Origin of the sequence: Rhodanobacter spathiphylli B39 (assembly GCF_000264295.1) — a bacterium.
In the GTDB taxonomy this organism is placed as follows: domain Bacteria; phylum Pseudomonadota; class Gammaproteobacteria; order Xanthomonadales; family Rhodanobacteraceae; genus Rhodanobacter; species Rhodanobacter spathiphylli.
This window is the reverse complement of record NZ_AJXT01000017.1, coordinates 41,400-65,418: the sequence shown is the minus strand read 5'-3', so window position 1 is coordinate 65,418 and position 24,019 is coordinate 41,400. Positions and strand designations below refer to the sequence as shown.

The window sequence follows — 24,019 nt, the reverse complement described above, 5'->3', positions numbered from 1 at the left end:
GAGGCGTGACCCGCCGGTTCATCCCATCATTCAGCCATCGCGTGAGGGTGGTGTCGATGACCTCCCGAACCCGTGCCGCCGGGCGATCGCCTCAATCGAGAAAGCTGGCGATGACGTCGTTGAGGAAGCGCTGGCCGAGCGCGGTGGTGTGCAGGCGCTCCGGATCGTCGCGCAGCCAGCCGCGCTGGCGGGCGGCGGCCAGGCCGGTCGCGATGCGTTCGATCGGCAGGCCGGTGCGCTCGGCGAAGGCCGCCATCGGCACACCATCGATCAGTCGCAGCGCGTTGAGCATGTATTCGAACGGCAGCTCGCCGGCCTCCACCCGGTTGTCGCCGCCGACGCGTGCGGGGCCGGCGGCGGCGTCCATGTAGGCGCGCGGACCACGGGTTTTCCAGCGTCGGTGGATGTCGCCGCTGGCGGCGTCGCTGAGCTTGCCGTGGGCGCCGGCGCCGATGCCGAGGTAGTCGCCGAATTGCCAGTAGTTGAGGTTGTGCACGCAGCGCCGGCCGGGCCTGGCGTAGGCGGAAATTTCATACTGGCCGTAGCCGGCGGCGGCCAGTTGCGCCTCGCACGCTTCCTGCATCGCCCAGGCGTGGTCGTCATCGGGCAGCGGTGGCGGGTTGGCGGCGAACACGGTGTTCGGTTCCAGGGTGAGCTGGTAGTGCGAGATGTGGGTGGGCTGCAGGGCGACGGCGCGTGCCACGTCGGCAAGGGCGCCATCGAGATCCTGCTGCGGCAGCGCGTACATCAGGTCGAGGTTGATGTTCTCGTAGCCGGCGTCCTGCGCGGACTTCACCGCGGCCTCGGCCTCGTTCGCCGAGTGGATGCGGCCGAGCCGGCGCAGCTTGTCGTCGTCGAAGCTCTGCACGCCGAACGAGATGCGGTTGACCCCGGCGGCCAGGTAACCATCGAAGCGGCCATGCTCGACCGTGCCGGGATTGGTTTCCAGGGTGATCTCCGCATCGTCGGCCAGCGGCATGCGCTCGCGCACGCCGTCGAGCAGGCGGGCGATCAGCTCCGGCGAAAACAGGCTGGGCGTGCCGCCGCCGAAGAACACGCTGATCAAGGGCCGACTGACGACCGGCCGTCCTTCCAGCGCCGCGGCGAAATCCGCGCGGTCCGCGTCGAGGTCGGCCAGCAGATAGTCGATGTACCCGGCATACGGCGGCGGCTCGCTGCGCAGGCCATGCGAATTGAAATCGCAGTACGGGCACTTCTTCACGCACCACGGCATGTGGACGTACAGCGACAGCGGTGGCGCGATCAGGCTCATGCGTGATGGCGTTCGCGCAGCCGCTCGTGCAGTTTCACCAGCGCCTGGCCGCGATGGCTGAGCCGGTTCTTCAGCGCGTCGTCCATTTCCGCCACGCTCTGTTCGTAGCCTTCGGGGAGGAACACCGGGTTGTAGCCGAAGCCGCCCGTGCCGCGCCCCTCGGTGAGGATGCGGCCGTGCCAGCGGGCTTCGGCGATCAGCGGGGCGGGGTCGTCGGCATGCTGCAGCAGCACCAGCACGCAGATGAAGAACGCGCCGCGCTGATCGGTCGGCACGCCGTCGAGTTCGCGCAGCAGCTTCGCATTGTTCGCCGTGGCATCGCCGTGGCCGCCGCTGTAGCGCGCCGAGTACAGGCCGGGTGCGCCGTGCAGGTGATCGACGCACAGGCCGGAATCGTCGGCCAGTGCAGGCAGGCCGCTGGCTTGGGCGGCGTGGCGTGCCTTGAGCAGGGCGTTCTCGACGAAGGTCAGTCCGGTCTCGTCGGCGTCGCTGATGCCCAGGCTGGTCTGCGGGATCACGTCGAGCCCGCTGTCGGCCAGCAGCGCGCTGAATTCCTTCAGCTTGCCGGGGTTGCTGCTGGCCAGCACGATGCGTTGCATGGTGATGTGGTTTCCTTGAGTCCGGTTGCCCTCACCCCTTGCCCCCTCCTGCAGGCGGGAGAGGGGGAGTGATTGTCGCGCTGCACGCGACGGCTTCAATGGGATAAAAGCGCCGCACGTTGCGCGGCAACCAATTCGCCGATGCCTTTTTCGGCCAGTGCCAGCATCGCGTCCATTTCGTCGCGACGGAACGCATGGCCTTCGGCGGTGCCCTGCACTTCGATGAAGCCGCCGCCGTCGTTCATCACCACGTTCATGTCGGTGTCGCAGTCCGAGTCCTCGGCGTAGTCGAGGTCGAGCACTGGCACGCCTTTGTAGACGCCCACCGAAACCGCGGCGATCGCGCCGATCACCGGATTGCGCTTGAGGTTCTCGCGCTTCATCAGCAGGTTCACTGCGTCGACCAAGGCCACATAGGCGCCGGTGATCGCCGCGGTGCGGGTGCCGCCGTCGGCCTGCAGCACGTCGCAGTCCAGCGTGATCACCCGTTCGCCCAGCGCCTGCCGGTTGATGCAGGCGCGCAGGCTGCGGCCGATGAGTCGCTGGATCTCCATGGTGCGGCCGCCCTGGCCGCCGCGCGCGGCTTCGCGCTGCATGCGGGTGTTGGTGGCACGCGGCAGCATGCCGTACTCGGCGGTGATCCAGCCCTCGCCCTTGCCGCGCAGCCAGGCCGGCGCGCGATCCTCGATGCTGGCGGTGCACAGCACGCGGGTGTCGCCAAAGCTCACCAGCACCGAGCCTTCGGCGTGGCGGGTGTAGTGGCGTTCGATGCTGACGGCGCGCAGCTGGTCGCTGGCGCGGCCGCTGGGGCGGGAGACGGAATTCATGGGGCAGATCCTGGGGGCAGCCTGGCCGGATTGGGCAAGCAGGATCGGAGAGTTTACCATTGCGTCCTTTCCCCACGCCCGGAAGGCGCCGATGATCCGCAGCATGACGGCCTATGCCAGCGCCGAAACCACCGGCCCCGCCGGTACGCTCGGCTGCGAGCTGCGCACGGTCAACCACCGCTACCTGGAGCTGAGTCCGCGGCTGCCGGACGACCTGCGCGCGTTCGAATCGCAATTGCGCGAGCGGGTGGCGAGCAAGCTGTCGCGCGGCAAGCTGGACCTGACCGTGCGACGTACCGGCGACGCTCGCAGCGAATCGCTGCAGGTGAACCGTGCGCTGCTGGCGCGCCTGTCGGAGTTGAACCTGGACATGGCCGCGCTGTTCCCCGGTCTGCAGGTGCAGTTCACCGAACTGCTGCGCTTCCCGGGCGTGATGCAGCAGGCCGAAAGCGATCCCGAGGCGCAGCAGGCCGCGCTGTTCGACGTGCTCGACCGCGCGCTGGATGCGCTGACCGCCACCCGCGAGCGCGAGGGCGCCAAGCTGGGCGAGATCCTGCGCGAGAAGCTGGACGGCATCGAGCGCGTGGTCGCCGAGGTGCGTGGCTGGATGCCGGAGATCCGCGCCGCGCTGCGCACCCGCCTGGAAACGCGCCTGGCCGACCTGAAGCAGCCGGTCGAACCGGGCCGGCTGGAGCAGGAACTGGTGCTGCAGATCACCCGCACCGACGTCGACGAGGAACTGGACCGGCTCAGCACGCATATCGCCGAGACGCGCCGCGTGCTGGGGCTGGAGGAGCCCGTCGGCCGCCGGCTGGATTTCCTGATGCAGGAGTTCAACCGCGAAGCGAACACGCTGGGCTCCAAGTCGGTCGACGCGCGCAGCACCAATGCGGCGGTCGAGCTGAAGGTGCTGATCGAGCAGATGCGCGAACAGGTGCAGAACATCGAATGAACATGGGCTTGCTGATCTCGATTCCGCGCAGGCCGTGGCTCCTCGCCCCGACCCTCTCCCCGGAGGGGAGAGGGTGCGAATGTGCTGCACACCATCATGAATATTGAGGCGGCGGGCACGCTGTTCGTGGTTGCCGCGCCCTCGGGCGCGGGCAAGTCCACCCTGGTGAACGCGCTGCTCGAGCGCGAGAGCGCGATCTCGCTGTCGGTGTCGCACACCACGCGGCCGCCGCGTCCCGGCGAGATGTACGGGCGGCATTACTACTTCGTCGAACGCGAGGAGTTCGAGCGCGAGGTCGCCGAAGGCGTTTTCCTGGAACACGCCGAGGTGCATGGCAACCTCTACGGCACCTCGCGCACCACGGTGCAGGGGCTGCTGGCGCAGGGGCGGGACGTGCTGCTGGAGATCGACTGGCAGGGCGCCGAACAGATCCGCCGCAGCAAGCCCGATTGCGTCAGCGTGTTCATCCTGCCGCCGTCGCGGGCGGAGCTGGAGCGGCGCCTGCGCGGTCGCGGCTCGGATGCGCCGGAGGTGATCGAGCGCCGACTGCGCAACTCGCGCGGCGAGATCGCCCACGCCCATGAATTCGACTACGTCCTGGTCAACGACGTGTTCGATGATGCGCTGGCCGACCTGCAGGCGATCGTGCGGGCAGTGCGCCTGCGCAGCGCGCTGCAGTGGCAGCGGCACGAAGCCCTGATCGCCGAGCTGCTCGCCCCTGGCAGCTGAAACGCCGGCCGTCGCATGGTCTTCGCACCGCGCATCGGCTACCTTGTCCGCTTTCTCCACGTCGTTTGCCGCCCATGACCGACCCCGTTCGCGCCACACCCGACGACCCCACCCTGGTGCGGATCCGTGGCCTGACCACGGTGCTCAACGGCAAGACCATCTTCGACGCGCTGGACATGGACATTCCGCGCGGCAAGGTCACCGCGATCATGGGCCCCAGCGGCACCGGCAAGACCACCCTGCTGAAGCACATCACCGGGCAGATGCGTGCCGATGCCGGCAGCATCCACGTCGGCGGCCGCAACGTCGCCGGCTTGTCGCGCGAAGAGCTGTACAAGCTGCGCGAGGGTGTCGGCTACCTGTTCCAGAATTCCGCGTTGCTGACCGACTTCGACGTGTTCGAGAACGTGGCGTTCCCACTGCGCCAGCACACGAAATTGCCCGAGGTGCTGATCCGCAACCTGGTGCTGCTGAAATTGCAGGCGGTGGGCCTGCGCGGCGCCGCGCGACTGATGCCCAACGAGCTGTCCGGCGGCATGGCGCGACGGGTGGCGCTGGCGCGGGCGATCGTGTTCGACCCGCAACTGATCCTGTATGACGAGCCGTTCGTGGGTCTCGATCCGGTGGCGCTGAACCAGGTATTGAAGTTGATCCGTACCCTGAACAAGACGCTCGGCATCACCAGCGTGCTGGTGTCGCACGAACTGGACGCGGTGCAACAGATCGCCGATCACGTGATGCTGCTGTCCAACGGCAAGGTGGTCGCGCAGGGCGATCCGAGGACGATCGCCGGCGACGGCTCGCCGTGGACGCGGCAGTTCTTCGGCGGCGAGGCGGACGGCCCGATTCCGTTCCGCTATCCGGCCGGTGACTACGCCACCGAACTGGGCCTTGCCGGAGTGACGAAATGAGCGCGCGCGGGCAGCACGGCAATGTGGTGACCCAGTCGCTGACGCAGATCGGCCTTTGCGGCCTGTTCCTGCTCACCTTGCTGGCGGCGATCCCGCGCAGCTTCCGCTACCTGCGCGAGACCACGCGCCAGCTGTGGTTCGTCGGCGCGATGAGCCTGACCATCATCATGGTCTGCGGCCTGTTCGTGGGCATGGTGCTGATGCTGCAGCTGTACCACGTGCTGTCGATTTTCGGCGGCACCTCGGCCAGCGGCATGGTGGTGGCGTTGTCGGTGTACCGGGAGCTGGGCCCGGTGGTCACCGCGCTGCTGTTTGCCGGCCGCGCCGGCACCGCGATCACCGCCGAGATCGGCCTGATGCGCGCCACCGACCAGATCTCGGCGATGGAGATGATGGCGGTCGACCCGATCGCCTACGTCGCCACGCCGCGCTTCCTGGCCGGGCTGATCGCGATGCCGCTGCTGTGCTGCGTGTTCTGCGCGATGGCGGTGTTCGGCGGCCACCTGGTCGGCGTCACCTGGCTGGGCATCGACAACGGCACGTTCTGGTCGAACATGACCGCGGTGGTCGACGTGCATACCGACATCGTCAACGGCGTGCTGTTCAAGAGCCTCGCCTTCGGTGCGGTGGTGTCGCTGATCGCGGTGTTCCAGGGCTTTACCACGCCACCCACCAGCGAAGGCGTGGCGTATGCCACCACGCGCACCGTGGTCGCCTCATCGATCGCCATCCTGGCGCTCGATTTCGTGCTCACCGCTTTCCTGATGTAACTGCCATGACCCATCGTTTTCCGAGGATTCTGCCGTGAGCCAACCCAGAAGTTCGTATGCCGTCGGCACCGGCCTGTTCATCGTGCTCGGTTTTGCCGCGCTGGCCTACCTGGCAACCCAGACCAGTTCGGTGGCTAACGTCCACCAGGGCGACAGCTACACCGTCCAGGCGCAGTTCACCAACATCGGCCAGCTGAAGGAACGCGCGCCGGTGAAGATCGCCGGGGTGCGGGTGGGCCAGGTGCAGTCGATCACGCTGAAGCCCGATCACGACGTGGCCGACGTGACGCTGTCGATCGACCGCAGCTACAACCACATCCCGCAGGATTCGGTGGCGACGATCTTCACCAGCGGCCTGCTTGGCGACCAGTACGTGGGCATCGAGTACGGCAGCGCGAAGCAGGCGGTGGCCAGCGGGGGCACGCTGGCGCGGACCAGGTCCACCCAGCCGCTGGAAGAGATGCTGGGCAAGTTCTTCGGTGCCGGCGGCGTGGTCGACAACGTGGGCGGCAGCTATGCGGTGAAGGCCAGCTTCACCAACGTCGGCACGCTGTCCGCCGGCGCGCCGGTGAAGATGGCCGGCGTGGTGATCGGCAGCGTGCAGTCGGTGCATGCCGATCCGGTCAAGCTCAACGCCGACGTCGTGCTGTCGATCGACAAGCGCTACGACGCGATCCCCGACGATTCGGCCGCCGCGGTGTTCACCAGCGGTTTGATCGGCACCCAGTATGTTGCGATCCAGCCGGGCGGTTCACCCGACGCGCTCAAGGACGGCGACGAGATGATCCTGACCCAGTCCGCGATGCAGCTGGAGGACCTGATCGGCAAGTTCCTGGTGAACGGTTCGTCCAGCGACAAGAAAGATGCCGGCAACGGCAGCAAATAGCCCGCCATCCCCGTCGGCTCGACGAGCCGGTACCGCTTGAGGAGTTACCCATGTTGCGCAGACTGGCCCTTGCCACCGCGATCGCCTTCGGCACCGTCGTCGCCGCCCCGGCGTTTGCCCAGACGCCCGCGCCCGCCGCGGCGGATGCCAGCCAGCCGACGCCGGCCCAGGTCGTGCAGACGATCGCCGACCAGCTGGCCTCGGCGATCGAAGGGCATCGCGACGAGCTGAAGAAGAACCAGGAGAAGCTCATCAGCGTCATCGATGAGGTGTTCCTGCCGCATTTCGATCTGGACTACGCCTCGATCCTGGTGCTGGGCCAGCATGCCCGCGAAGCGTCGCCTGCCCAGCGCGAGCGTTTCGCCAAGGCGTTCTACAACTCGATCACCCACCGCTACGCCGAAGGCCTGCTGAATTACACCCGTGGCCGGGTCAAGGTGCTGCCGTTCAAGGGCGACCTCAACGACAAGCGCACCGTGGTGCGTACCCAGGTGGTGCTGGACGACGGCAAGCTGGTATCGATCGACTATGCGTTCCGCAAGGGCCGCAATGGCGACTGGAAGGCCTACGACGTGATCATCGAGGGCATTTCCTATGTCACCAACTATCGCAACCAGGTGGATGCGGAAATCCGCAAGGTCGGCATCGAGCAGCTGATCACCAACCTCGAGACCCAGGGCGAGAAGGCGCTGGAGACGATGGCCAAGGACAACAAGGACAAGCCGTGACGAGGGCCGTCGCTGCTTCCGGCTTCCGCCTGGACGTGGGCTCGCCGGCAACCCTGGCGGTGGCCGGCGAGCTCGGTTTTGACACGGCGAAGGACGCCCTGCAGGCGATGCAGTCTGCGCTGGCGGCCGACGTTCGCATCAACCGCCTCGACCTGGCCGGGGTGACCCGCAGCGACAGCGCCGGGCTGGCCTGCGTGCTTGCCGTGGTGGCCGATGTGCGTGGCCGTGGCCGATCGCTGGAGGTCACCCGCATGCCTGCGGGGATGCAGGCGCTGGCCCAGGTCTGCGAAGTCGACCGGATGATCGGCTGACCCGACGGAGCGGCAAAATGAAAAGGGGCCTCGCGGCCCCTTTTTCGTGGTCATCCGATCGTTCCCTGGGGAGCGCATCGGCACCGCCTCGGCGAGGCCGGCCCGGTCAGCGCTGGCTCGATTGGCCCGGATGGCTGTTTTCCCACTGATGCTGCTGGTCGAGCAATTCCTCGGGATCGAAGTTCTGCTCGTCCAGGCCCTGCATCTGCTGGATGATCTCCACCGGCGGATTGCCGTCGTAGATCTTGTACAGGCGCTGCTGCCGGTACGCGTCGCGGATGAACACGTACGGATCATAGGCGGACTGCAGGAAGCCCTCCGCGTCGATCGCGCGCGAGCGGATGGTCACCAGGTACATCATCTGCGGCATGTACTGCAGGCCGTTGTAGTGATGGTTGTTGGCGAACAGGGTCAGCGGATCGAAGAAGTAGCTGTCCACCGGGCGCTGCCAGATGTCGCGGACCGTGCTGGGGCCGAGCAGGGGCAGCATCAGGTAATCGCCTTCCGGCGCGCCCCAGCGCGCCAGGGTGACGCCGAAATCGTTGTCTTCCAGCGGCAGGCCCAGCTGGCTGGCCGGATCGAAGAAGCCGCCGATGCCCAGGGTCAGGTTGACCAGGAACCGGCCGGTGCTCTGCAGCGCCTGCTTCGGCCGCGCCTGCAGCAGGTCGTTGGCGACCGTGATCGGCATCCGGATGTTGGTGAAGAAGTCGCTGAACGAGCGGCGCACCGGCGGATTGGTCACCTTGCGGTAGCCCAGCGCGACGGGACGGATCACCGCCTTGTCCACGGCGTCGTTGAACTTGTAGGCGCCGCGGTTGAACTTCTCCAGCGGATCGTCGGTGCGCGGCTTGGCAATCGTGCAGCCAGCCAGCAACGCGATCGCCAGCACGGGCAACCAGCGGCCAAGCAGGGAGGAGCGAAGCGAAGAAGGCATCAGTGCAGGGTTCGCGTCGGGGGACAGTTAAGTGTACTGTCTGGTTTTGTATCTTGCACGGTTTTCGGCAGGTTTTTGTCCAGCGCGTCCATCCGTGGCCAGCCGGCCATGATACGCGCCGTGCGCATTGCCAGCAAAGCATCCGCTCAACTACACTGTCAGACCATATAAGTCTCTATTCCCTAAGGAATTCGCATGGCCCGTATTACCGTGGAGGACTGCCTTGAGGTGGTCGACAACCGTTTTGAACTGGTCCTGATGGCGACCAAGCGCGCGCGCCAGCTGGAAAAGGGCGCCGAACCGGCCGTCAATCCGGATCACGACAAGCCCACCGTGCTGGCCCTGCGCGAGATCGCTGCGCGCCGCATCGATCAGGCCACGATCGACCAGATCGACAAGGCCGAGCGCGAGCGCGCCGAGCGTGAGGCGCTGGAGTGGGCGGCAGCGGAAGTGGACGACGATCTCTCCAAGGGTGGCGACGACTGATGGATGGCGGCTGCTGTAGCACGTGCTCGCGCGACATCGGCATGACCGGTGTCATCCAGCGCGCACGTCCGGCAGTCGCACGCGCCATCCGGCTCGAGGTAGGCGCCTGAACAGGCGCCGGCAACGATGACTGCGGCCACCCATCCCGCCACGGTCGACCTGTCCGCGCTGCCACCGTATGCGCTGGCCCTGAAGGAACGCATCAACTACCTGCCCGAAGCGCAGGTGACGCGGGTCATGCGCGCGTTCCAGATCGGCGCGCAGGCGCACGCCGGGCAGGAGCGCAAGAGCGGCGAGCCGTACATCACCCATCCGGTGGCGGTGGCCGGCATCCTGGCCGAACTGGGGCTGGACGCCGAGACGATCATCGCGGCGATCCTGCACGACACCCTGGAAGACACCGAGCTCAGCCGCGAGGACATCGCCGCCGAGTTCGGCGAGGTCGTGGCCGAACTGGTCGACGGTGTCACCAAGCTGGACAAGATGCGCTTCGGCACCCGCCAGGAAGCCGATGCGGAAAGCTTTCGCAAGATGCTGCTGGCGATGGCGCGCGACATCCGGGTGATCCTGATCAAGCTGTCCGACCGGCTGCATAACATGCGCACGCTGGGCGCCAAGGACGGCTCCTCGCGCCGGCGCATCGCCCGCGAAACGCTGGAGATCTTCGCGCCGATCGCGCAGCGCCTGGGCATGAACAAGTTCAAGGCCGAGTTGCAGGACCTGGGCTTCCACGCCCTGTATCCGGACCGCTATCGGGTGATCAGCGAGCGCATCCGCGCGGCGCTGGGCAACCGACGCGAGGCGATGGGCAAGATCGAGGCGGCGCTGACTGCGCGCCTGCAGGCCGACCACTTGCCGGCCCTGGTGGTGGGGCGGATCAAGTCGCCATGGAGCATCTATTCGAAGATGCGTGGCGAGCACAAGAGCTTCGCCCAGCTGATGGACGTCTACGGTTTCCGCGTGGTGGTCGACAGCGCGATGAGCTGCTACATGGCGCTCGGCATGGTGCACGCGCTGTACAAGCCGGTCGACAAGCGCTTCAAGGACTTCATCGCGATTCCCAAGGCCAACGGCTACCAGTCCCTGCACACCGTGCTGCTGGGGCCGTTCGGCGCGCCGATCGAGGTGCAGATCCGCACTGCCGAGATGGATTCGGTGGCCGAGAGCGGCGTGGCGGCGCACTGGGCCTACAAGACCGAGAGCGGCCCGGCCAACAGCGCGCAGGCGCGTGCGCGGGAATGGCTGTCATCGCTGGTCGACAGTTCGGCCAACACGGTGTCGTCGTCGGAGTTCATCGAGAACGTCAAGATCGACCTGTTCCCCGACGAGGTCTACCTGTTCACGCCGCGCGGCGACATCCTGTCGCTGCCACGCAATGCCACCGCTCTGGATTTCGCCTACGCCGTGCACACCGACGTGGGCGACCACGCGGTGGCCGCGCGGGTCGACAAGCGGCTGCTGCCGCTGCGCACCAGGCTGGAATCCGGGCAACTGGTGGAGATCATCACCGCGCCGTCGGCGGTGCCGAACCCGGCGTGGCTGGAAGTGGTGGTGACCGGCAAGGCGCGTGCCGCCATCCGCCAGTACCTGAAGCACCTGCAGCACGAGGACGCGGTGGATTTCGGCCATCGCATGCTCGATCGCGCGCTGGACGCCCTGGGCAGCAGCCTCGATGGCGTCCCGCCGGCGGTGCTCGACCGCTTCCTGGAGACCTCCAAGCTCAAGCGGCTGGAAGAATTGCTGTCCGACATCGCGCTGGGCAACCGCATGCCCGACGTGGTGGCCAGCCAGTTGCTCGCCTCGCGCGGCAAGAAGGCCGGCAAGCCGCAACTGCCGGCGCACACGCACGAGAAGATCCGCATCACCGGCGCCGAGCGCGGCGTGCTCAGCTTCGCCAACTGCTGCCACCCGCTGCCGGGCGACGACATCATCGGTTACCTGTCCTCGGGCAAGGGCATCGTGGTGCATCGCGAGGAATGCCCGAACGTGTTCGAGCTGAGCAAGTCGCCCGAACGCCGCGTGGCGATCGAATGGGATCGCGACGTGCAGGGCGACTATCGGGCCGAGCTGCGCATCGAGGTGATCAATCGCCCCGGCGTGCTGGCCACCGTGGCCGCCGCGATCGCCGCCGCCGACTCGAACATCGAGAACGTGGAGTACGTCGAACGCGACTCCGCGGCAGCCACCCTGCTGTTCGCGATGGAAGTGAAAAGCCGCAAGCACCTGGCCGACGTGATCCGTCGCGTGCGCCGCACCGGCGTGGTCAGCGGGGCGTATCGGTATCCGCTGTAAGCCGGGAATCGGGAATGGAGAATCGGGAATGGTTCGCCGTTTCGATGCTCCGGGGTTTGCATGGCCACGACGACGCGATAACTTTCCCGATTCCCGATTCCCGATTCCCGATTCCCGATTCCCGATTCCCTGAGGAAACCCCATGTCCCGCAGCATCATCACCACCGAACAGGCGCCGGCCGCGATCGGTCCGTATTCGCAGGCGGTACGAGCAGGCAACACCGTCTACTTCTCCGGGCAGATTCCGCTGGACCCGGCCACCGGCGCGCTGGTCGATGGCGATGTCACCGCGCAGACACGGCGCGTGTTCGACAACCTCACGGCGGTGGCCACGGCCGCCGGTGGCTCGCTGGCGCAGATCGTGCGGGTGGGCATCTATGTAACCGACCTGGCGAACTTCGCCGCGGTCAACGCGGTGATGGCCGAGTACTTCCAGCAGCCGTATCCGGCGCGCTCCACGATCGAGGTATCCGCGCTGCCGAAGGCGGCCCAGGTCGAGGTGGATGCGGTGATGGTGCTGCCCTGAGCGACATCGGCTGATCCAGTGCGAGGCCGGCGCCGACAGCGTGCGTCGCCGTCCGGCTTACGACGGATGCGGATGCTCGGGTAGGCTTGTCGTTCATGGCCACACGTCCCGCCCGCCCCGCAGTCCCCGTCGACACCGATCCCGGCCTCACGCCGGTCGGCAAGCTGCCGGGAGTGGGGCCGGCGCTGGTCGCGTCGCTGGCCCGGCTGGGCCTGGAGCGGGTGCAGGACCTGTGGTTCCACCTGCCCTTGCGCTACGAAGACAAGACCCGGGTCACCCCGATCGCCGACCTGCGCCCGGGTGAACGGGCCCAGGTCGAAGGCGTGGTCGAGGCGGTCGAGCGGGGTTTTCGCCATCGACCCCAGTTGAAAGTGGCGATCGGCGACGACAGCCGGCAGACCCTGCTGCTGCGCTTCTTCCATTTCAATCGCGCCCAGGCCGAGCAGTTGCCGCCGGGTGCGCGACTGCTTTGCTATGGCGAGGTTCGTCATGGCGCGCAGGGCCTGGAAATGGTGCATCCGACTTACCAGCGTCTGACCGGCGAGGCCGTGGCGGCCGTCGACGACCTGCTCAGCCCGGTCTATCCGACCACCGAGGGGCTGGGGCCGAAGCGGCTGGCCGGGGTGATCGGCAAGGCGTTGGCGCTGCTGCCGCCTGCGGCCCGGCTGGAGCTGATTCCGTCGGCGCTGTGCGCCGAACATGGTCTTACGTCGCTGCGCGACGCGCTGCTGTACGTGCATCGGCCGCCCCCGGATGCGCGCCTGGACCAGCTGGTGCTGGGCCGGCACCCGGCGCAGCAGCGACTGGCGTTCGAGGAGTTGCTGACCCAGCACCTGAGCCTGCGCCGCATGCGCGAGGCAGTGCGCCGCCGCCGTGCGCCGAAGCTCGGTGGTGACGGCGAGCTGCGCCGGCAGTTGCTGGCCAGCCTGTCGTTCCGGCTGACGGCGGCGCAGCAGCGGGTCACCGACGAAGTGGCTGGCGACTTGGCACGCAACCATCCGATGCTGCGACTGGTGCAGGGCGATGTCGGCAGCGGCAAGACCGTGGTGGCGGCGCTGGCCGCGCTGGCGGCGGTCGAGGCCGGCCACCAGGTGGCGTTGATGGCGCCGACCGAGCTGCTGGCCGAACAGCACCTGCACAATTTCCGGCACTGGCTGCAGCCGCTCGGCATCGAGGTGGAGTGGCTGGCCGGCAAGGTCACCGGCAAGGCGCGCCAGCAGGCGCTGGCCCGGGTCGCTGGCGGTGCACCGGTGGTAATCGGCACGCACGCCCTGATGCAGGAGGGCGTGGCGTTTGAGCGGCTCGGTCTGGTGATCGTCGACGAACAGCACCGCTTCGGCGTGCAGCAGCGACTGGCCTTGCGCGACAAGGGCAGGGACGGACAACTGGTGCCGCACCAGCTGGTGCTGACCGCGACGCCGATCCCGCGCACGCTGGCGATGAGTGCGTATGCCGACCTGGATGTGTCGTCGATCGACGAACTGCCGCCCGGTCGCACGCCGGTGCAGACCATCGCGATCTCCAACGCGCGACGGGTCGAGGTGATCGAGCGCATCCACGCGGCCTGCGGCGAAGGTCGCCAGGCCTACTGGGTCTGCACCCTGATCGAGGAATCCGAACAGCTGCGTGCGCAGGCGGCTGAAGTGGCGCACGCGGAACTGTCGGCCGCCCTGGCGGGCTTCCGCATCGGCCTGATCCACGGCCGCATGAAGCCGAAGGAAAAGCAGGCGGTGATGGATTCGTTCAAGGCTGGCGAACTCGCCGTGCTGGTGGCCACCACGGTGATCGAGGTCGGCGTGGACGTGCCGAACGCCAGCCTGATGGTGATCGAGAACAGCGAGCGGCTGGGGCTGGCCCAGTTGCACCAGCTGCGCGGCCGCGTCGGCCGAGGCGCGGTGGCCTCCAACTGCGTGCTGCTGTACCAGCCGCCGCTGGGTCAGCTGGCACGCGAGCGCCTGCAGGTGATGCGTGAAACCAGCGACGGCTTCCGCATCGCCGAAAAGGATCTCGAACTGCGCGGGCCCGGCGAAGTGCTGGGTACCCGCCAGACCGGGCAGCTCAGTTTCCGCATCGCCGACCTCACCCGCGACGCACACCTGTTGCCGGCCGTGCAGCAGGTCGGCGAACGGATGCTGGCGGAGCATCCGCAGCAGACCGTCCAGTTGATCGAGCGCTGGATCGGCGGCGCCGCCCGTTACGCGCATGCGTGAAGGGTGGAGCGGGAACGGGGAACGGGGAACGGGGATGGACCGGGATAGTCGCCGCTCTGGCCCTTGTTCCCTGTTCCCCGTTCCCTGTTCCCTTTAAGCTACTCAGCTGATCTCACCCGACCCGTCCACATGACCAAGCCGCAACTCCTGATCGATACCGATCCCGGTGTCGACGACGCCCTCGCCATCCTGATGGCTTACGCCCATGCCGATCTGGCCGGCCTCAGCATCGCCGCGGGCAACGTGGGCCTGGGCCACACCGTGCGCAATGCGCGCACCCTGGTCGACCTGGTGGGCATGACGACGCCAGTCTTCGCCGGGTGCGCCATGCCGCTGGTGCGCGCACCGGAAGAAGACGCCGCCTTCGTGCATGGCCAGGACGGCTTCGGCGACGTGGGTTTCGCCGAGCCTGCCGCCGCGGTGTCGGCCGAGTCGGCGGCGCTGGCGCTGTTGCGACTGACCCGCGAGCGGCCCGGCGAGCTGACCCTGGTGGCGCTGGGCCCGCTGACCAACCTGGCGCTGGCGCTGCGGCTGGACCCGAGCCTGCCCGAACGGGTGGCGCGACTGGTGGTGATGGGTGGTGCGGTCACCGGCCACGGCAACACCGGCAAGGTGCCGGCGGAATTCAACATCGGCTTCGACCCCGAGGCGGCCCACGTGGTGTTCGAGGCGTTCCCGGCATTCGACCTGGTCGACTGGGAAGCCACCCTGCGGCACGCCTTCGACGATGCCGAGTTCGACGGCTGGCTGGCCGCCGGTGACCATCGCGCGGATTTCTTCGGGCGGATCGTGGCCACGGCGCGCTGCTACAACGCCCTGCACGAACGCACGGGGCTGGTCGCCGCGGACGCCCTGGCGATGGCCGTCGCGCTGGACCCCTCGATCGTCACCCGCAGTGAAAAGCGGGCGGTGGCGGTGGAACTGGATGGCCGCCTGACCCGCGGCGCGACGGTGGTCGACTGGGCGGCGCGGCTGGGCCGGCCGGCCCAGGCGAACATCGTGCTGGAGGTGGACCAGGCGCGCTTTGCCGCGATGGTGAAGCGTGCGCTGGGCGTGCCGGACTGATCCGGGGGCTAGGGCGACTTGCACAGCCAGGCGCATCCTCGTTACAATGCCGCTCTTTTCACCACCGCTTTAGAGCCAGCCATGAAGCCTGATATCCATCCGAATTACGTCCCGGTGGTGTTCCAGGACCTGTCGTCCGACTTCTCGTTCCTGACCAAGTCGACCATGTCCAGCAAGGAAACCATCAAGTGGGAAGACGGCAACGAGTACCCGCTGATCAAGGTGGATATCTCCAGCCATTCGCACCCGTTCTACACCGGCAAGCAGAAGACGCTTGACGTGGGCGGTCGCGTCGACAAGTTCCGTCGCCGTTACGCGGGCTCCGTCAAGGAGTAATCGCCGGTCGCTGCGGGCCGGTCGCTGCAGGCGCCTGGCGCCGGTGATCGCCGAAGCGGTTCGAAGACACGGGGCAGGCGCAGGCCTGCCCCGTGTCTTTTTGCGTCCGGCATTCGACCATTCGCCATCGAATGTGCACGTGGCCTTGTGCGATAATGGCCGGTGAGCTGACGCCAAGGCGTTCGTTGCTTCGGCTGTTTTCCCCGGCCGTCGAAGCCAGGCATTCCGCACCGGACGGCGTCGCCCCTGGCGATGGCCGCCGGTGATGACCCACATGCAAGGAGATTTCCGTGTCCGATCCCAAGATCGTCAAGTTGGTGGATGAGTCGACCAGTCGCAGCAGCGAGCTGCCCCTGGTCAGCGGCACGCTGGGACCGGCGTGCATCGACATTGCCACCCTGTACAAGGACACCGGCCACTTCACCTACGACCCGGGTTTCGGCAGCACCGCCAGCACCAAGAGCGCGATCACCTACATCGATGGCGACAAGGGAGTGCTGCTGTATCGCGGTTACCCGATCGAGCAGCTGGCCGAGAAGTCCAGCTTCCTCGAAGTGGCCTACCTGCTGCTGAACGGCGAGCTGCCCAAGGCGGACGAGTTCGCTGCGTTCGAGCACGATGTCTCGCATCACACGATGCTGCACGAGTCGCTGAAGAACTTCTTCCAGGGCTTCCACCACGACGCACACCCGATGGCGATGCTGGCCGCCGCCGTCGCCTCGTTGTCGGCGTTCTACCATGACGACCTCAACGTCGACGACCCGGCCGACCGCAAGCTCGCCGCGATCCGCCTGATCGCCAAGATGCCGACGATCGCCGCTGCCTGCTACCGCTATTCGATCGGCTGGCCGTCGCGTTATCCGCGCAACAATCTAGAGTATGTCGATCGCTTCCTGCACATGATGTTCGAGGTGCCGAGCGAGCCGCTGCAGATGAACCCGGTCGCGGCCAAGGCGCTGGACCTGCTGTTCATCCTGCATGCCGACCACGAGCAGAACGCGTCGACCTCGACGGTGCGCCTGGTCGGTTCCACCGGCGCCAACCCGTACGCGTCGATTGCCGCCGGCATCACCGCGCTGTGGGGTCCGGCTCACGGTGGGGCGAACGAGGCCGTGCTCAAGCAGTTGGAGGAGATCGGCAGCCCGGACAACGTCGAGTCGGCGATCCTGCGGGCCAAGGACAAGAACGACAGCTTCCGCCTGATGGGCTTCGGCCATCGCGTGTACAAGAACTTCGATCCGCGCGCGAAGATCATCCGCGAGATGTGCCACAAGGTGCTGGCCGAGCTGGGCGTGAAGGATCCGCTGCTGGACGTGGCGATGAAGCTGGAAGAGGCGGCGCTGAAGGACGAATACTTCATCGAGCGCAAGCTGTACCCGAACGTCGATTTCTACTCGGGCATCATCTACAAGGCGCTGGGCATCCCCACCGAGATGTTCACCGTGATGTTCGCCATCGCCCGCACCGCCGGATGGATCGCGCACTGGATCGAGCAGCATGAAACGCCGGGGTCGCGGATCGGTCGTCCGCGCCAGGTCTATACCGGCGCCGATGTGCGCGACTTCGTGCCGACGACGAAGCGCTGAGCATCTCCGGTTGAAGGAAAGCCCCGGCCATGGCCGGGGCTTTTTCATGCGGGACGGATCGCTTCAGCGCAGGGCGGCGCTCAACTGCTGCTCGAAACCCTCGGCGGGATCTTCCGCCAGCAGCAGTTCCACCTGGGTCAATGATGCGCGCCGCATCGGCCGGTCGTCGGCACGATCCAGTGGCGCCTGGCGCAGCGCGTCGCGCGGCAACACCGTGAGGTCGAACGGCAGCTCGTCGGCGGCGAACAGCAGCACCTGATATTCCGGCTGATCCTCGTCGCGGCCGTAGCGCAGCCGGCGCACCTGGGTATCGAACGGCACGCCGTGTTCGCGCAGGTAGAGCATCACGGCTTCAGGATCGTCGCTGTAGACGTGCAGGCACACGGCCGAGTGGGCGTCCGCCGTGCCTTCCAGCACCGCGCCGACCAGGCGTGGTTCGAAGGCCGCCAGGAAACGCATCGCGTCGAGCGCCGCCTCCCGGCGTTGCCGTAGCAGTTGCGGCTGGCTGTCGCCGAGGAACAGGCGCTGGTGTTCGCGCAGGGCCTGCTCGATCTCCTGGTTGCGCGGCAGCGCCTGGGTGTCGAGGATGCCCAGGCGTTCCGCCGCCTTCAGCTTGGCGTGGTGGAAATCGCGGATGCCGTGCTCGCTCATCAGCCGTGCCGCTTCCTGGGCGATGCGGACGCGGTTGCGTTGCAGGCGGTCGTGCGTGTGGATGCGGTGGTGCTCGCCTCGTGACATGGACAGGGCGCTCCTCATCGTGCGGTAACCGGCAGCTTCCATCGGACGGGCCGCTGCCGGCGAGGGTTCAGAAGATGTCGTAGGCGTGTTGCTGGTCCTGCTCCTTCTGCTGGGCGGCCTGGCTGCGCAACCGGTCGACGTCCTCCACCTTGAACATCTCGTTCATGGCATCGGGATCACCCGCGCCGGAAGGCAGTCCGCTGTAACGGTTGATCATTACCGTACTGATTCCCGGCGGCATCGGCAACGTGCTGGATGGCTGGTCCTTGAGCGCGCTGCCCATGTAGGACATCCAGATCGGCAGCGCCGCCTTGGCGCCGAATTCGCCCCGGCCGAGCGAGCTGTAGTCGTCGAAGCCCACCCACACGGCGGTCGACAGCTCGCCGTCGAAGCCGACGAACCAGGCGTCGCGGTGGTCGTTGGTGGAGCCGGTCTTGCCGGCCAGGTCGTCGCGCCCCAGGGCGCGGGCGGCCGAACCGGTGCCACGCAGGATCACATCCTTCATCAGCGACACCATCAGGTAATCGTTGCGCACCTCGATCACGTGTGGTGCCAGCACCGGAGCATGCGCGCCGGCGCCGTGCGCATCGGCCGGAAGCACGGCTTCGCCCACGCCGTCGACGCTGCTCGAACTGGCCGGCTCGCCGGCCTGGCTGGCCAGGTTGTTGGCTGGCGTCGGATTCATGTCGGCTGGCGGCGGGCCGGGCGGATTGGTGTCCAGCAGGCGCTCCTGGCAGTTGCGGCAGGCACGGGCAGGGTTCGCCACGTAGACCGGCGTGCCGTTGCGGTCATCGATCTCGTGGATGAAATACGGCGTGACCAGGTAGCCGCCATTGGCGAACACGGCGTAGCCGCGGGCCATGCTCATCGGCGACACCGAGGCGGTGCCCAGCGCCATCGACAGGTTGGCCGGGATCGCGTCCTGCGAGAAGCCGAAGCGGGTCGCGTACTCGCGCATGAAGCGCACGCCGATGGCGTCGAGCAGACGCACCGAGACCAGGTTCTTCGACTGCACCAGCGCCTCGCGTAGGCGCATCGGGCCGGCGAACTTGCCGTCGTCGTTGGAGGGCGTCCAGATACCGTTCGGGCGTGACGGGTCGGGCAGGGCCAGTGGCGCGTCGTTGATGATCGAGGCCGGGGTAAAGCCACGCTCGAACGCCGCCGAGTAGAGGTATGGCTTGAAACTGGAGCCGGGCTGACGGGCGGCCATGACCGCGCGGTTGAACTTGCTGCGTACGAAGCTGAAGCCGCCGACCAGCGCCTGGATCGAACCGTCCTCGGGATTCACCGAGGTCAGCGCGGCCTGCGCGGCGGGGATCTGCGCCAGCTGCCATTCACCCTTGTCGTCGCGGGCCAGGCGAATGATGTCGCCGCGCTTGAGCACGGCGTCGACCCGGGTCGGCGTGGCTCCGACCCGGTCGTCGCTGATGTGCGGACGCGCCCAGGCGAGGGCGGCCAGATCGAGGATCGCGCTTTCGTGACTGGACAGGTAGACGGTCGCCTGCCGGGCGTCGCTGGCGGTGACGATGCCCGGCTGCATGCCCGAGATGCTGCCGTAGCTGCCCAGCAGGTTGTCGAAATCGGCTTCGCCCGCGCTTGCCGGCAGATCCTGGTGGGCTTCCGGGCCGCGCCAGCCGTGGCGGCGGTCGTAGGCGATCAGCCCTTCGCGCACCGAATCCACCGCGGCCTGCTGCCGGCCGCTCTGCAGCGTCGTCTTCACCACGTAGCCTTCGGTCAAGGCGTCGTTGCCGAAACGGTCGAGCACCTGCCGGCGCACCATCTCGGCCAGGTAGGGGGCGTCCACCTCGATCGGCTGCTCATGCGGAAAGGCGTGGTTCGGCTCGGCGATCGCCTGCTCGTAGACGGGCTTGGTGATGTAGCCGTGGCGCAGCATCTCGCCCAGCACCCAGTTGCGCCGCGCAATCGCCCGCTTCTGCCCGTTGATCGGATTGACCACCGAGGGCAGCTGGAAGGTCGAGGCGATCAGCGCGCACTCGGCCACGCTGAGCTGGTCCAGGGTCTTGCCGTAGTAATACTCCGCTGCGGCGGCCACGCCGTAGGAACGGTGGCCGAGGAACATCTTGTTGAGGTACAGCTCGAGGATCTGGTCCTTGCTGAGCTCGTGCTCGATGCGCAGCGCGATGAAGATTTCGGTGAGCTTGCGCGAATACAGCTTCTCGGGGCTCAGGAAGAAGTTGCGTGCCACCTGCTGGGTGATCGTCGAGCCACCCGGGCCCTTGTCGCCGCCAGTCACCACCACATGCCAGCCGGCTCGCGCGATGCCATGCCAGTCCACGCCGGGGTGGTGGTAGAAGTCGGCATCTTCGGCCGAAAGCACCGCATGCTTGAGCCGGTCGGGCACCTTCTCGATGTCCACCGGGATGCGCCGTGTCTCGCCGAAACTGGCGATCAGCTTGCCGTCGGCGCTGACCACCCGCAGCGGGACCTGCATGGGGTAATTCTTCAGCTCGGCCACCGAGGGCAGCCGGGGAGAGATCAGCCAATACGCCACACCAACCGCGATAACTGTCAGGAGCAAACCGGAAAAGGCCAGGAGCAGAGCCCAGCGCAACAAGCGTTTGAAAATTTGCATGGTGTGGAGATAGCGAGACCTGAGTCAAAACATGGCAGAGTATAGATGTAGCAGTATTCGTCGCATGAGGCGTGGTTTGCCAAAGCTGGAACCGGCCCGCCGAAGCAAGGGTCGAGCCAAGAAGGGGTTTGGCCCAAATGTGGCCCGGATCACGCCAATCACTTGAGAAAGTTTCCGTAGACCGTTGCCATTGCATTAATTTTTCGATTTAATGCCACTGCGCACCCCGCCAGGTTTCTGGCTACGGGCGTCAGCGGCAAGGGGGAAACACCGTGGGGCTCTTTACACCGAAGAAGCCGGCGCTGATTGGTGTCGACATCAGTTCGACTGCCGTCAAGCTGCTGCAGCTAAGTCAGGCGGGTGGCCGTTATCGCGTGGAGCACTACGCGGTCGAGCCGCTGCCGCCGAACGCCGTGGTCGAGAAGAACATCGTCGAGGTCGAGGCGGTGGGTGACGCGATTCGTCGCGCGCTGGCGCGCTCGGGCTCCAAGCTCAAGCACGCGGCGGCGGCGGCGGCCGGCTCTGCCGTGATCACCCGCATCATCCCGATGACCAGCGAGCTGTCCGACGATGACCTGGAAGGCCAGATCCAGGTCGAGGCGAACCAGTACATCCCGTATCCGATCGACGAAGTCAGTCTCGACTACGAGGTGCTTGGTCCGGTCCGCGACAACCCCGACATGAACAACGTGCTGCTGGCGGCCTCGCGCACCGAGAACGTCGACATGCGGGTGGCCGCGCTGGACCTGGGCGGACTCACCGCCGCGGTGATCGACGTGGAGGCGTTCGCGATGGAGAACGCCTTCGCGATGATCGCCGACCAGCTCAATGTCAGCCGCGAAGCCCTGGTGGCCGTGGTCGACATCGGCGCCACCATGACCACGCTGTCGGTGCTGCGCAACCAGCGCACCATCTATTCGCGTGAGCAGGTCTTCGGTGGCAAGCAGCTGACCGACGAGATCATGCGGCGCTTCGGCCTTTCCTACGAGGAAGCCGGCCGCGCCAAGCGCAAGGGCGGCCTGCCCGAGTCCTACGAGACCGAGGCGCTGGAGCCGTTCAAGGAATCGCTGATCCAGCAAATCAGCCGTCTGCTGCAGTTCTTCTTTGCCGGCAGTGAGTACAGCAAGGTCGACCAGGTCGTGCTGGCCGGTGGCTGCGCGTCGATCGAAGGCCTTGGTCCGATGCTCGAAGAGCAGCTCGGCGTGCCCTGCGTCGTCGCCAATCCGCTGGCCCGCATGTCGCTGTCGCCTCGGGTCCAGGCGCAGTCGCTGGCGCAGGATGCCCCCGCGTTGATGATTGCGGTGGGCCTCGCCTTGAGGAGCTTCGACTGATGGCACACGTCAATCTACTTCCGTGGCGCGCCGAGCGACGCAAGCAACGCGAGCGCGAGTTCTACATGCAGCTGGTCGCGGCCTTCGTGGTCGGCCTTGGCGCGTTGCTGGTGTGGATGTTCTGGATGGACCAGCGCATCGACAACCAGAATGACCGCAACGCCTACCTGCAGACCGAGATCAAGCAGCTCGACGTGCGCATCGCCAAGATCAAGGAGCTGGAGAATGTGCGCGAGCACCTGCTGGCCCGCAAGCAGATCATCGAGCAGTTGCAGGCCGACCGCTCGCAGATGGTGCATCTGTTCGACGAACTGGTGAAGACGATCCCGACCAGCGCTCGCCTGACCGGACTCAAGCAGAGCGGCCAGTCGATGTCGCTCGACGGCGTGGCGCAGTCCAACGCCAGCGTGGCCGAATACATGCGCAACATCGAAGTCTCGCCGTGGATGGGCCATGCCGACCTGCGTCAGACGCAGAACACGCATGACGCCTCCCGCATGCCCTACTCGTTTGGCCTGAACGTGCAACTGAGCAAGCCGAAAACCGACGAAGTCGACTCCACCAAGACACCGCTGCTGCCCGCGGGCAGCAGCTCCAGCGCCACGCCGGCGGTGCCGGCACCGCTGGGTGCGGCGGCCAAGGCAGTGACCACGCCCGCGGCCCCGGTGACGCCGGAAGCCAAGCCGGTCGGTGCGCCCGCTGCGAAGGGAGGTGTCTGATCATGAGTTTCCTCAGTGATATCCAGAACCTCGATCGCAACAACGTTGGTGGCTGGCCGCAGTCGGTAAAGATCTTCTTCACCACGCTCCTGTTCGGCCTGGTCTTGCTGGCCGGCTGGTACTTCGTCATCAGCGACCAGCAGGACAGCCTGAATTCGCTGGTCGGCAAGGAAGGTTCGCTCAAGCAGGAATTCGCCACCAAGCAGGCCAAGTCGGTCAATCTCGAGGCGCTGCAACAGCAGCTCGACGAGATGCAGGACATGCTGCGCCAGTTGCTGCGCCAGCTGCCCAGCAAGACCGAGATGCCGGAGCTGCTCACCGACATTTCGCAGACCGCGCAGTCGGCCGGCCTGGAGACCGACCTGTTCCAGCCCGGTCCGGAGACGCCCAAGGACTTCTACGCAGAGCGGCCGATCGCCCTGAAATTCAGCGGCACCTACCACCAGTTCGGCACCTTCATCAGCGGCGTGGCTTCGTTGCCGCGGGTGGTGATCCTGACCCTGCACGACGTGTCGCTGACACCGAAGGCGGCGGGCGACAAGGGCGCGAACGGGCAACTGGTCCTGCAGGGCACCGTCAAGACCTATCGCTACCTCGATGACGATGAGAGCGCGGCATCAAGCAAACCCGCGGGCAAGAACAGGGCGGGGGGCCGGAAATGAACAAGCAGACATTCATCAAGCCGGCACACGCTGCACGCTTCGCACTGATGCTGGGCGCCGTGCTGATCCTCGGCGGCTGCACCCGCGGCATGTCCGACCTGCGCAGCTGGGTTGCGCAGGAAAAGGCCAAGAAGGGCGCGCCGATCCAGCCGCTGCCGGTGATCAAGACTTTCGAGACATTCAAGTACGACGACCAGGATCGCCGTGACCCGTTCAGCCCGAGCACGGCCGAGCTGGACAACAACACCGCCGCTACCAGCGGTCCCAGGCCGGACGCCAACCGCGCCAAGCAGCCGCTTGAGCTGTTCGCGCTGGACAGCCTGAAGATGGTCGGCACGGTCGGTGCCGGCGGCAGCATGGAAGTGCTGGTCAAGGACCCGGGCGGGGTGATCCACCGCGTCCATGTCAACGAGTACATGGGTCAGAACTACGGGCATATCACGGCGATCAGCGAAGACCATATTGATCTGGTCGAACTGGTATCCAACGGTAATGGTGGCTGGATGGAACGTCCTGCCAGCATCGCGCTCGACGCGAAATAGGTAGACAGGGGCT

General features: G+C 66.7%; 24 protein-coding genes. 18 read left to right on the top strand and 6 right to left on the bottom strand.

Annotation, left to right across the window (positions count from 1 at the left end; all coding sequences use genetic code 11):
• Positions 1 to 91: 91 nt before the first annotated feature.
• The 3 genes from hemW to rph form a co-directional block, all read right to left on the bottom strand.
• Positions 92 to 1,273, bottom strand: a complete 1,182-nt coding sequence (gene hemW / locus UU7_RS08270) for a radical SAM family heme chaperone HemW (RefSeq protein ID WP_007807250.1) — start codon at positions 1,271 to 1,273, stop codon at positions 92 to 94.
• Positions 1,270 to 1,872: an RdgB/HAM1 family non-canonical purine NTP pyrophosphatase gene (gene rdgB / locus UU7_RS08265; RefSeq protein ID WP_007807247.1), complete on the bottom strand. Its 603-nt coding sequence runs from the start codon at positions 1,870 to 1,872 to the stop codon at positions 1,270 to 1,272. The genes hemW and rdgB overlap by 4 nt, the downstream gene beginning before the upstream one ends.
• Positions 1,873 to 1,967: 95 nt before the next feature.
• Positions 1,968 to 2,699 (bottom strand): ribonuclease PH, encoded by a 732-nt coding sequence (gene rph, locus UU7_RS08260; RefSeq protein ID WP_007807245.1) that lies wholly within the window; start codon positions 2,697 to 2,699, stop codon positions 1,968 to 1,970.
• A gap of 91 nt (positions 2,700 to 2,790) precedes the next feature.
• Here rph and UU7_RS08255 point away from each other — a divergent pair, with 91 nt between their 5' ends.
• From UU7_RS08255 to UU7_RS08225, 7 genes are all read left to right on the top strand, one after another.
• Positions 2,791 to 3,651 carry a YicC/YloC family endoribonuclease gene (locus tag UU7_RS08255; RefSeq protein ID WP_007807243.1) on the top strand — a complete coding sequence of 287 codons (861 nt, stop codon included), beginning with the start codon at positions 2,791 to 2,793 and terminating at the stop codon, positions 3,649 to 3,651.
• 96 nt (positions 3,652 to 3,747) lie between these two features.
• Entirely contained in the window at positions 3,748 to 4,380 is a 633-nt protein-coding gene (gene gmk / locus UU7_RS08250; RefSeq protein ID WP_040673107.1) for a guanylate kinase, read from the top strand.
• Between the two features lie 74 nt (positions 4,381 to 4,454).
• Positions 4,455 to 5,291, top strand: coding sequence for an ABC transporter ATP-binding protein (locus tag UU7_RS08245; protein ID WP_007807241.1), 837 nt, complete (start codon positions 4,455 to 4,457; stop codon positions 5,289 to 5,291).
• Positions 5,288 to 6,061 carry a lipid asymmetry maintenance ABC transporter permease subunit MlaE gene (gene mlaE, locus UU7_RS08240; protein WP_007807240.1) on the top strand — a complete coding sequence of 258 codons (774 nt, stop codon included), beginning with the start codon at positions 5,288 to 5,290 and terminating at the stop codon, positions 6,059 to 6,061. Before UU7_RS08245 ends, mlaE begins: the two co-directional genes overlap by 4 nt.
• Before the next feature lie 34 nt (positions 6,062 to 6,095).
• Positions 6,096 to 6,947, top strand: a complete 852-nt coding sequence (gene mlaD / locus UU7_RS08235; protein ID WP_007807239.1) for an outer membrane lipid asymmetry maintenance protein MlaD — start codon at positions 6,096 to 6,098, stop codon at positions 6,945 to 6,947.
• A 50-nt stretch (positions 6,948 to 6,997) separates the two neighbouring features.
• Complete coding sequence (locus UU7_RS08230) at positions 6,998 to 7,675, top strand: MlaC/ttg2D family ABC transporter substrate-binding protein (RefSeq protein ID WP_007807238.1); 678 nt, start codon at positions 6,998 to 7,000, stop codon at positions 7,673 to 7,675.
• On the top strand, positions 7,672 to 7,986 hold the full coding sequence (locus UU7_RS08225) for an STAS domain-containing protein (RefSeq protein WP_007807237.1): 315 nt from the start codon (positions 7,672 to 7,674) through the stop codon (positions 7,984 to 7,986). The genes UU7_RS08230 and UU7_RS08225 overlap by 4 nt, the downstream gene beginning before the upstream one ends.
• A 106-nt stretch (positions 7,987 to 8,092) precedes the next feature.
• Here UU7_RS08225 and UU7_RS08220 read toward each other — a convergent pair whose 3' ends face one another.
• Complete coding sequence (locus tag UU7_RS08220; protein WP_007807236.1) at positions 8,093 to 8,920, bottom strand: MlaA family lipoprotein; 828 nt, start codon at positions 8,918 to 8,920, stop codon at positions 8,093 to 8,095.
• 195 nt (positions 8,921 to 9,115) lie between these two features.
• On the opposite strand from UU7_RS08220, the gene rpoZ reads away from it, so the two are divergent.
• The 7 genes from rpoZ to UU7_RS08185 all read left to right on the top strand — a co-directional run bounded on the left by rpoZ (position 9,116) and on the right by UU7_RS08185 (position 17,421).
• Complete coding sequence (gene rpoZ, locus UU7_RS08215) at positions 9,116 to 9,406, top strand: DNA-directed RNA polymerase subunit omega (RefSeq protein ID WP_007509529.1); 291 nt, start codon at positions 9,116 to 9,118, stop codon at positions 9,404 to 9,406.
• 126 nt (positions 9,407 to 9,532) lie between these two features.
• On the top strand, positions 9,533 to 11,698 hold the full coding sequence (locus UU7_RS08210; protein ID WP_007807234.1) for a RelA/SpoT family protein: 2,166 nt from the start codon (positions 9,533 to 9,535) through the stop codon (positions 11,696 to 11,698).
• A gap of 142 nt (positions 11,699 to 11,840) precedes the next feature.
• The gene (locus tag UU7_RS08205; RefSeq protein WP_007807232.1) at positions 11,841 to 12,224 is read left to right on the top strand and encodes a RidA family protein; all 384 of its coding nucleotides are present in this window, start codon (positions 11,841 to 11,843) and stop codon (positions 12,222 to 12,224) included.
• 95 nt (positions 12,225 to 12,319) lie between these two features.
• The gene (gene recG / locus UU7_RS08200; RefSeq protein ID WP_007807230.1) at positions 12,320 to 14,434 is read left to right on the top strand and encodes an ATP-dependent DNA helicase RecG; all 2,115 of its coding nucleotides are present in this window, start codon (positions 12,320 to 12,322) and stop codon (positions 14,432 to 14,434) included.
• A gap of 129 nt (positions 14,435 to 14,563) precedes the next feature.
• Positions 14,564 to 15,499, top strand: coding sequence for a nucleoside hydrolase (locus tag UU7_RS08195; RefSeq protein ID WP_007807228.1), 936 nt, complete (start codon positions 14,564 to 14,566; stop codon positions 15,497 to 15,499).
• An 81-nt stretch (positions 15,500 to 15,580) separates the two neighbouring features.
• The gene (locus UU7_RS08190; protein ID WP_007807226.1) at positions 15,581 to 15,835 is read left to right on the top strand and encodes a type B 50S ribosomal protein L31; all 255 of its coding nucleotides are present in this window, start codon (positions 15,581 to 15,583) and stop codon (positions 15,833 to 15,835) included.
• A gap of 290 nt (positions 15,836 to 16,125) precedes the next feature.
• The gene (locus tag UU7_RS08185; RefSeq protein WP_007807225.1) at positions 16,126 to 17,421 is read left to right on the top strand and encodes a citrate synthase; all 1,296 of its coding nucleotides are present in this window, start codon (positions 16,126 to 16,128) and stop codon (positions 17,419 to 17,421) included.
• A gap of 63 nt (positions 17,422 to 17,484) precedes the next feature.
• On the opposite strand, the gene UU7_RS08180 is transcribed toward UU7_RS08185, so the two are convergent.
• Together UU7_RS08180 and UU7_RS08175 are read right to left on the bottom strand one after the other, a co-directional pair.
• Entirely contained in the window at positions 17,485 to 18,159 is a 675-nt protein-coding gene (locus UU7_RS08180; protein WP_007807222.1) for a hypothetical protein, read from the bottom strand.
• Between the two features lie 67 nt (positions 18,160 to 18,226).
• A complete protein-coding gene (locus tag UU7_RS08175) occupies positions 18,227 to 20,752 on the bottom strand; it encodes a penicillin-binding protein 1A (protein ID WP_040673103.1) in 2,526 nt (841 codons plus the stop codon).
• A 272-nt stretch (positions 20,753 to 21,024) separates the two neighbouring features.
• On the opposite strand from UU7_RS08175, the gene UU7_RS08170 reads away from it, so the two are divergent.
• The 4 genes from UU7_RS08170 to UU7_RS08155 are packed head-to-tail and all read left to right on the top strand — an operon-like array spanning position 21,025 to position 24,006.
• Positions 21,025 to 22,083: a pilus assembly protein PilM gene (locus UU7_RS08170; protein ID WP_007807218.1), complete on the top strand. Its 1,059-nt coding sequence runs from the start codon at positions 21,025 to 21,027 to the stop codon at positions 22,081 to 22,083.
• Positions 22,083 to 22,802: a PilN domain-containing protein gene (locus UU7_RS08165; RefSeq protein ID WP_007807216.1), complete on the top strand. Its 720-nt coding sequence runs from the start codon at positions 22,083 to 22,085 to the stop codon at positions 22,800 to 22,802. The genes UU7_RS08170 and UU7_RS08165 overlap by 1 nt, the downstream gene beginning before the upstream one ends.
• 2 nt (positions 22,803 to 22,804) lie before the next feature.
• Positions 22,805 to 23,464 (top strand): type IV pilus inner membrane component PilO, encoded by a 660-nt coding sequence (locus UU7_RS08160; protein WP_007807213.1) that lies wholly within the window; start codon positions 22,805 to 22,807, stop codon positions 23,462 to 23,464.
• Positions 23,461 to 24,006: a pilus assembly protein PilP gene (locus UU7_RS08155; protein WP_007807211.1), complete on the top strand. Its 546-nt coding sequence runs from the start codon at positions 23,461 to 23,463 to the stop codon at positions 24,004 to 24,006. The genes UU7_RS08160 and UU7_RS08155 overlap by 4 nt, the downstream gene beginning before the upstream one ends.
• Positions 24,007 to 24,019 lie beyond the last annotated feature (13 nt).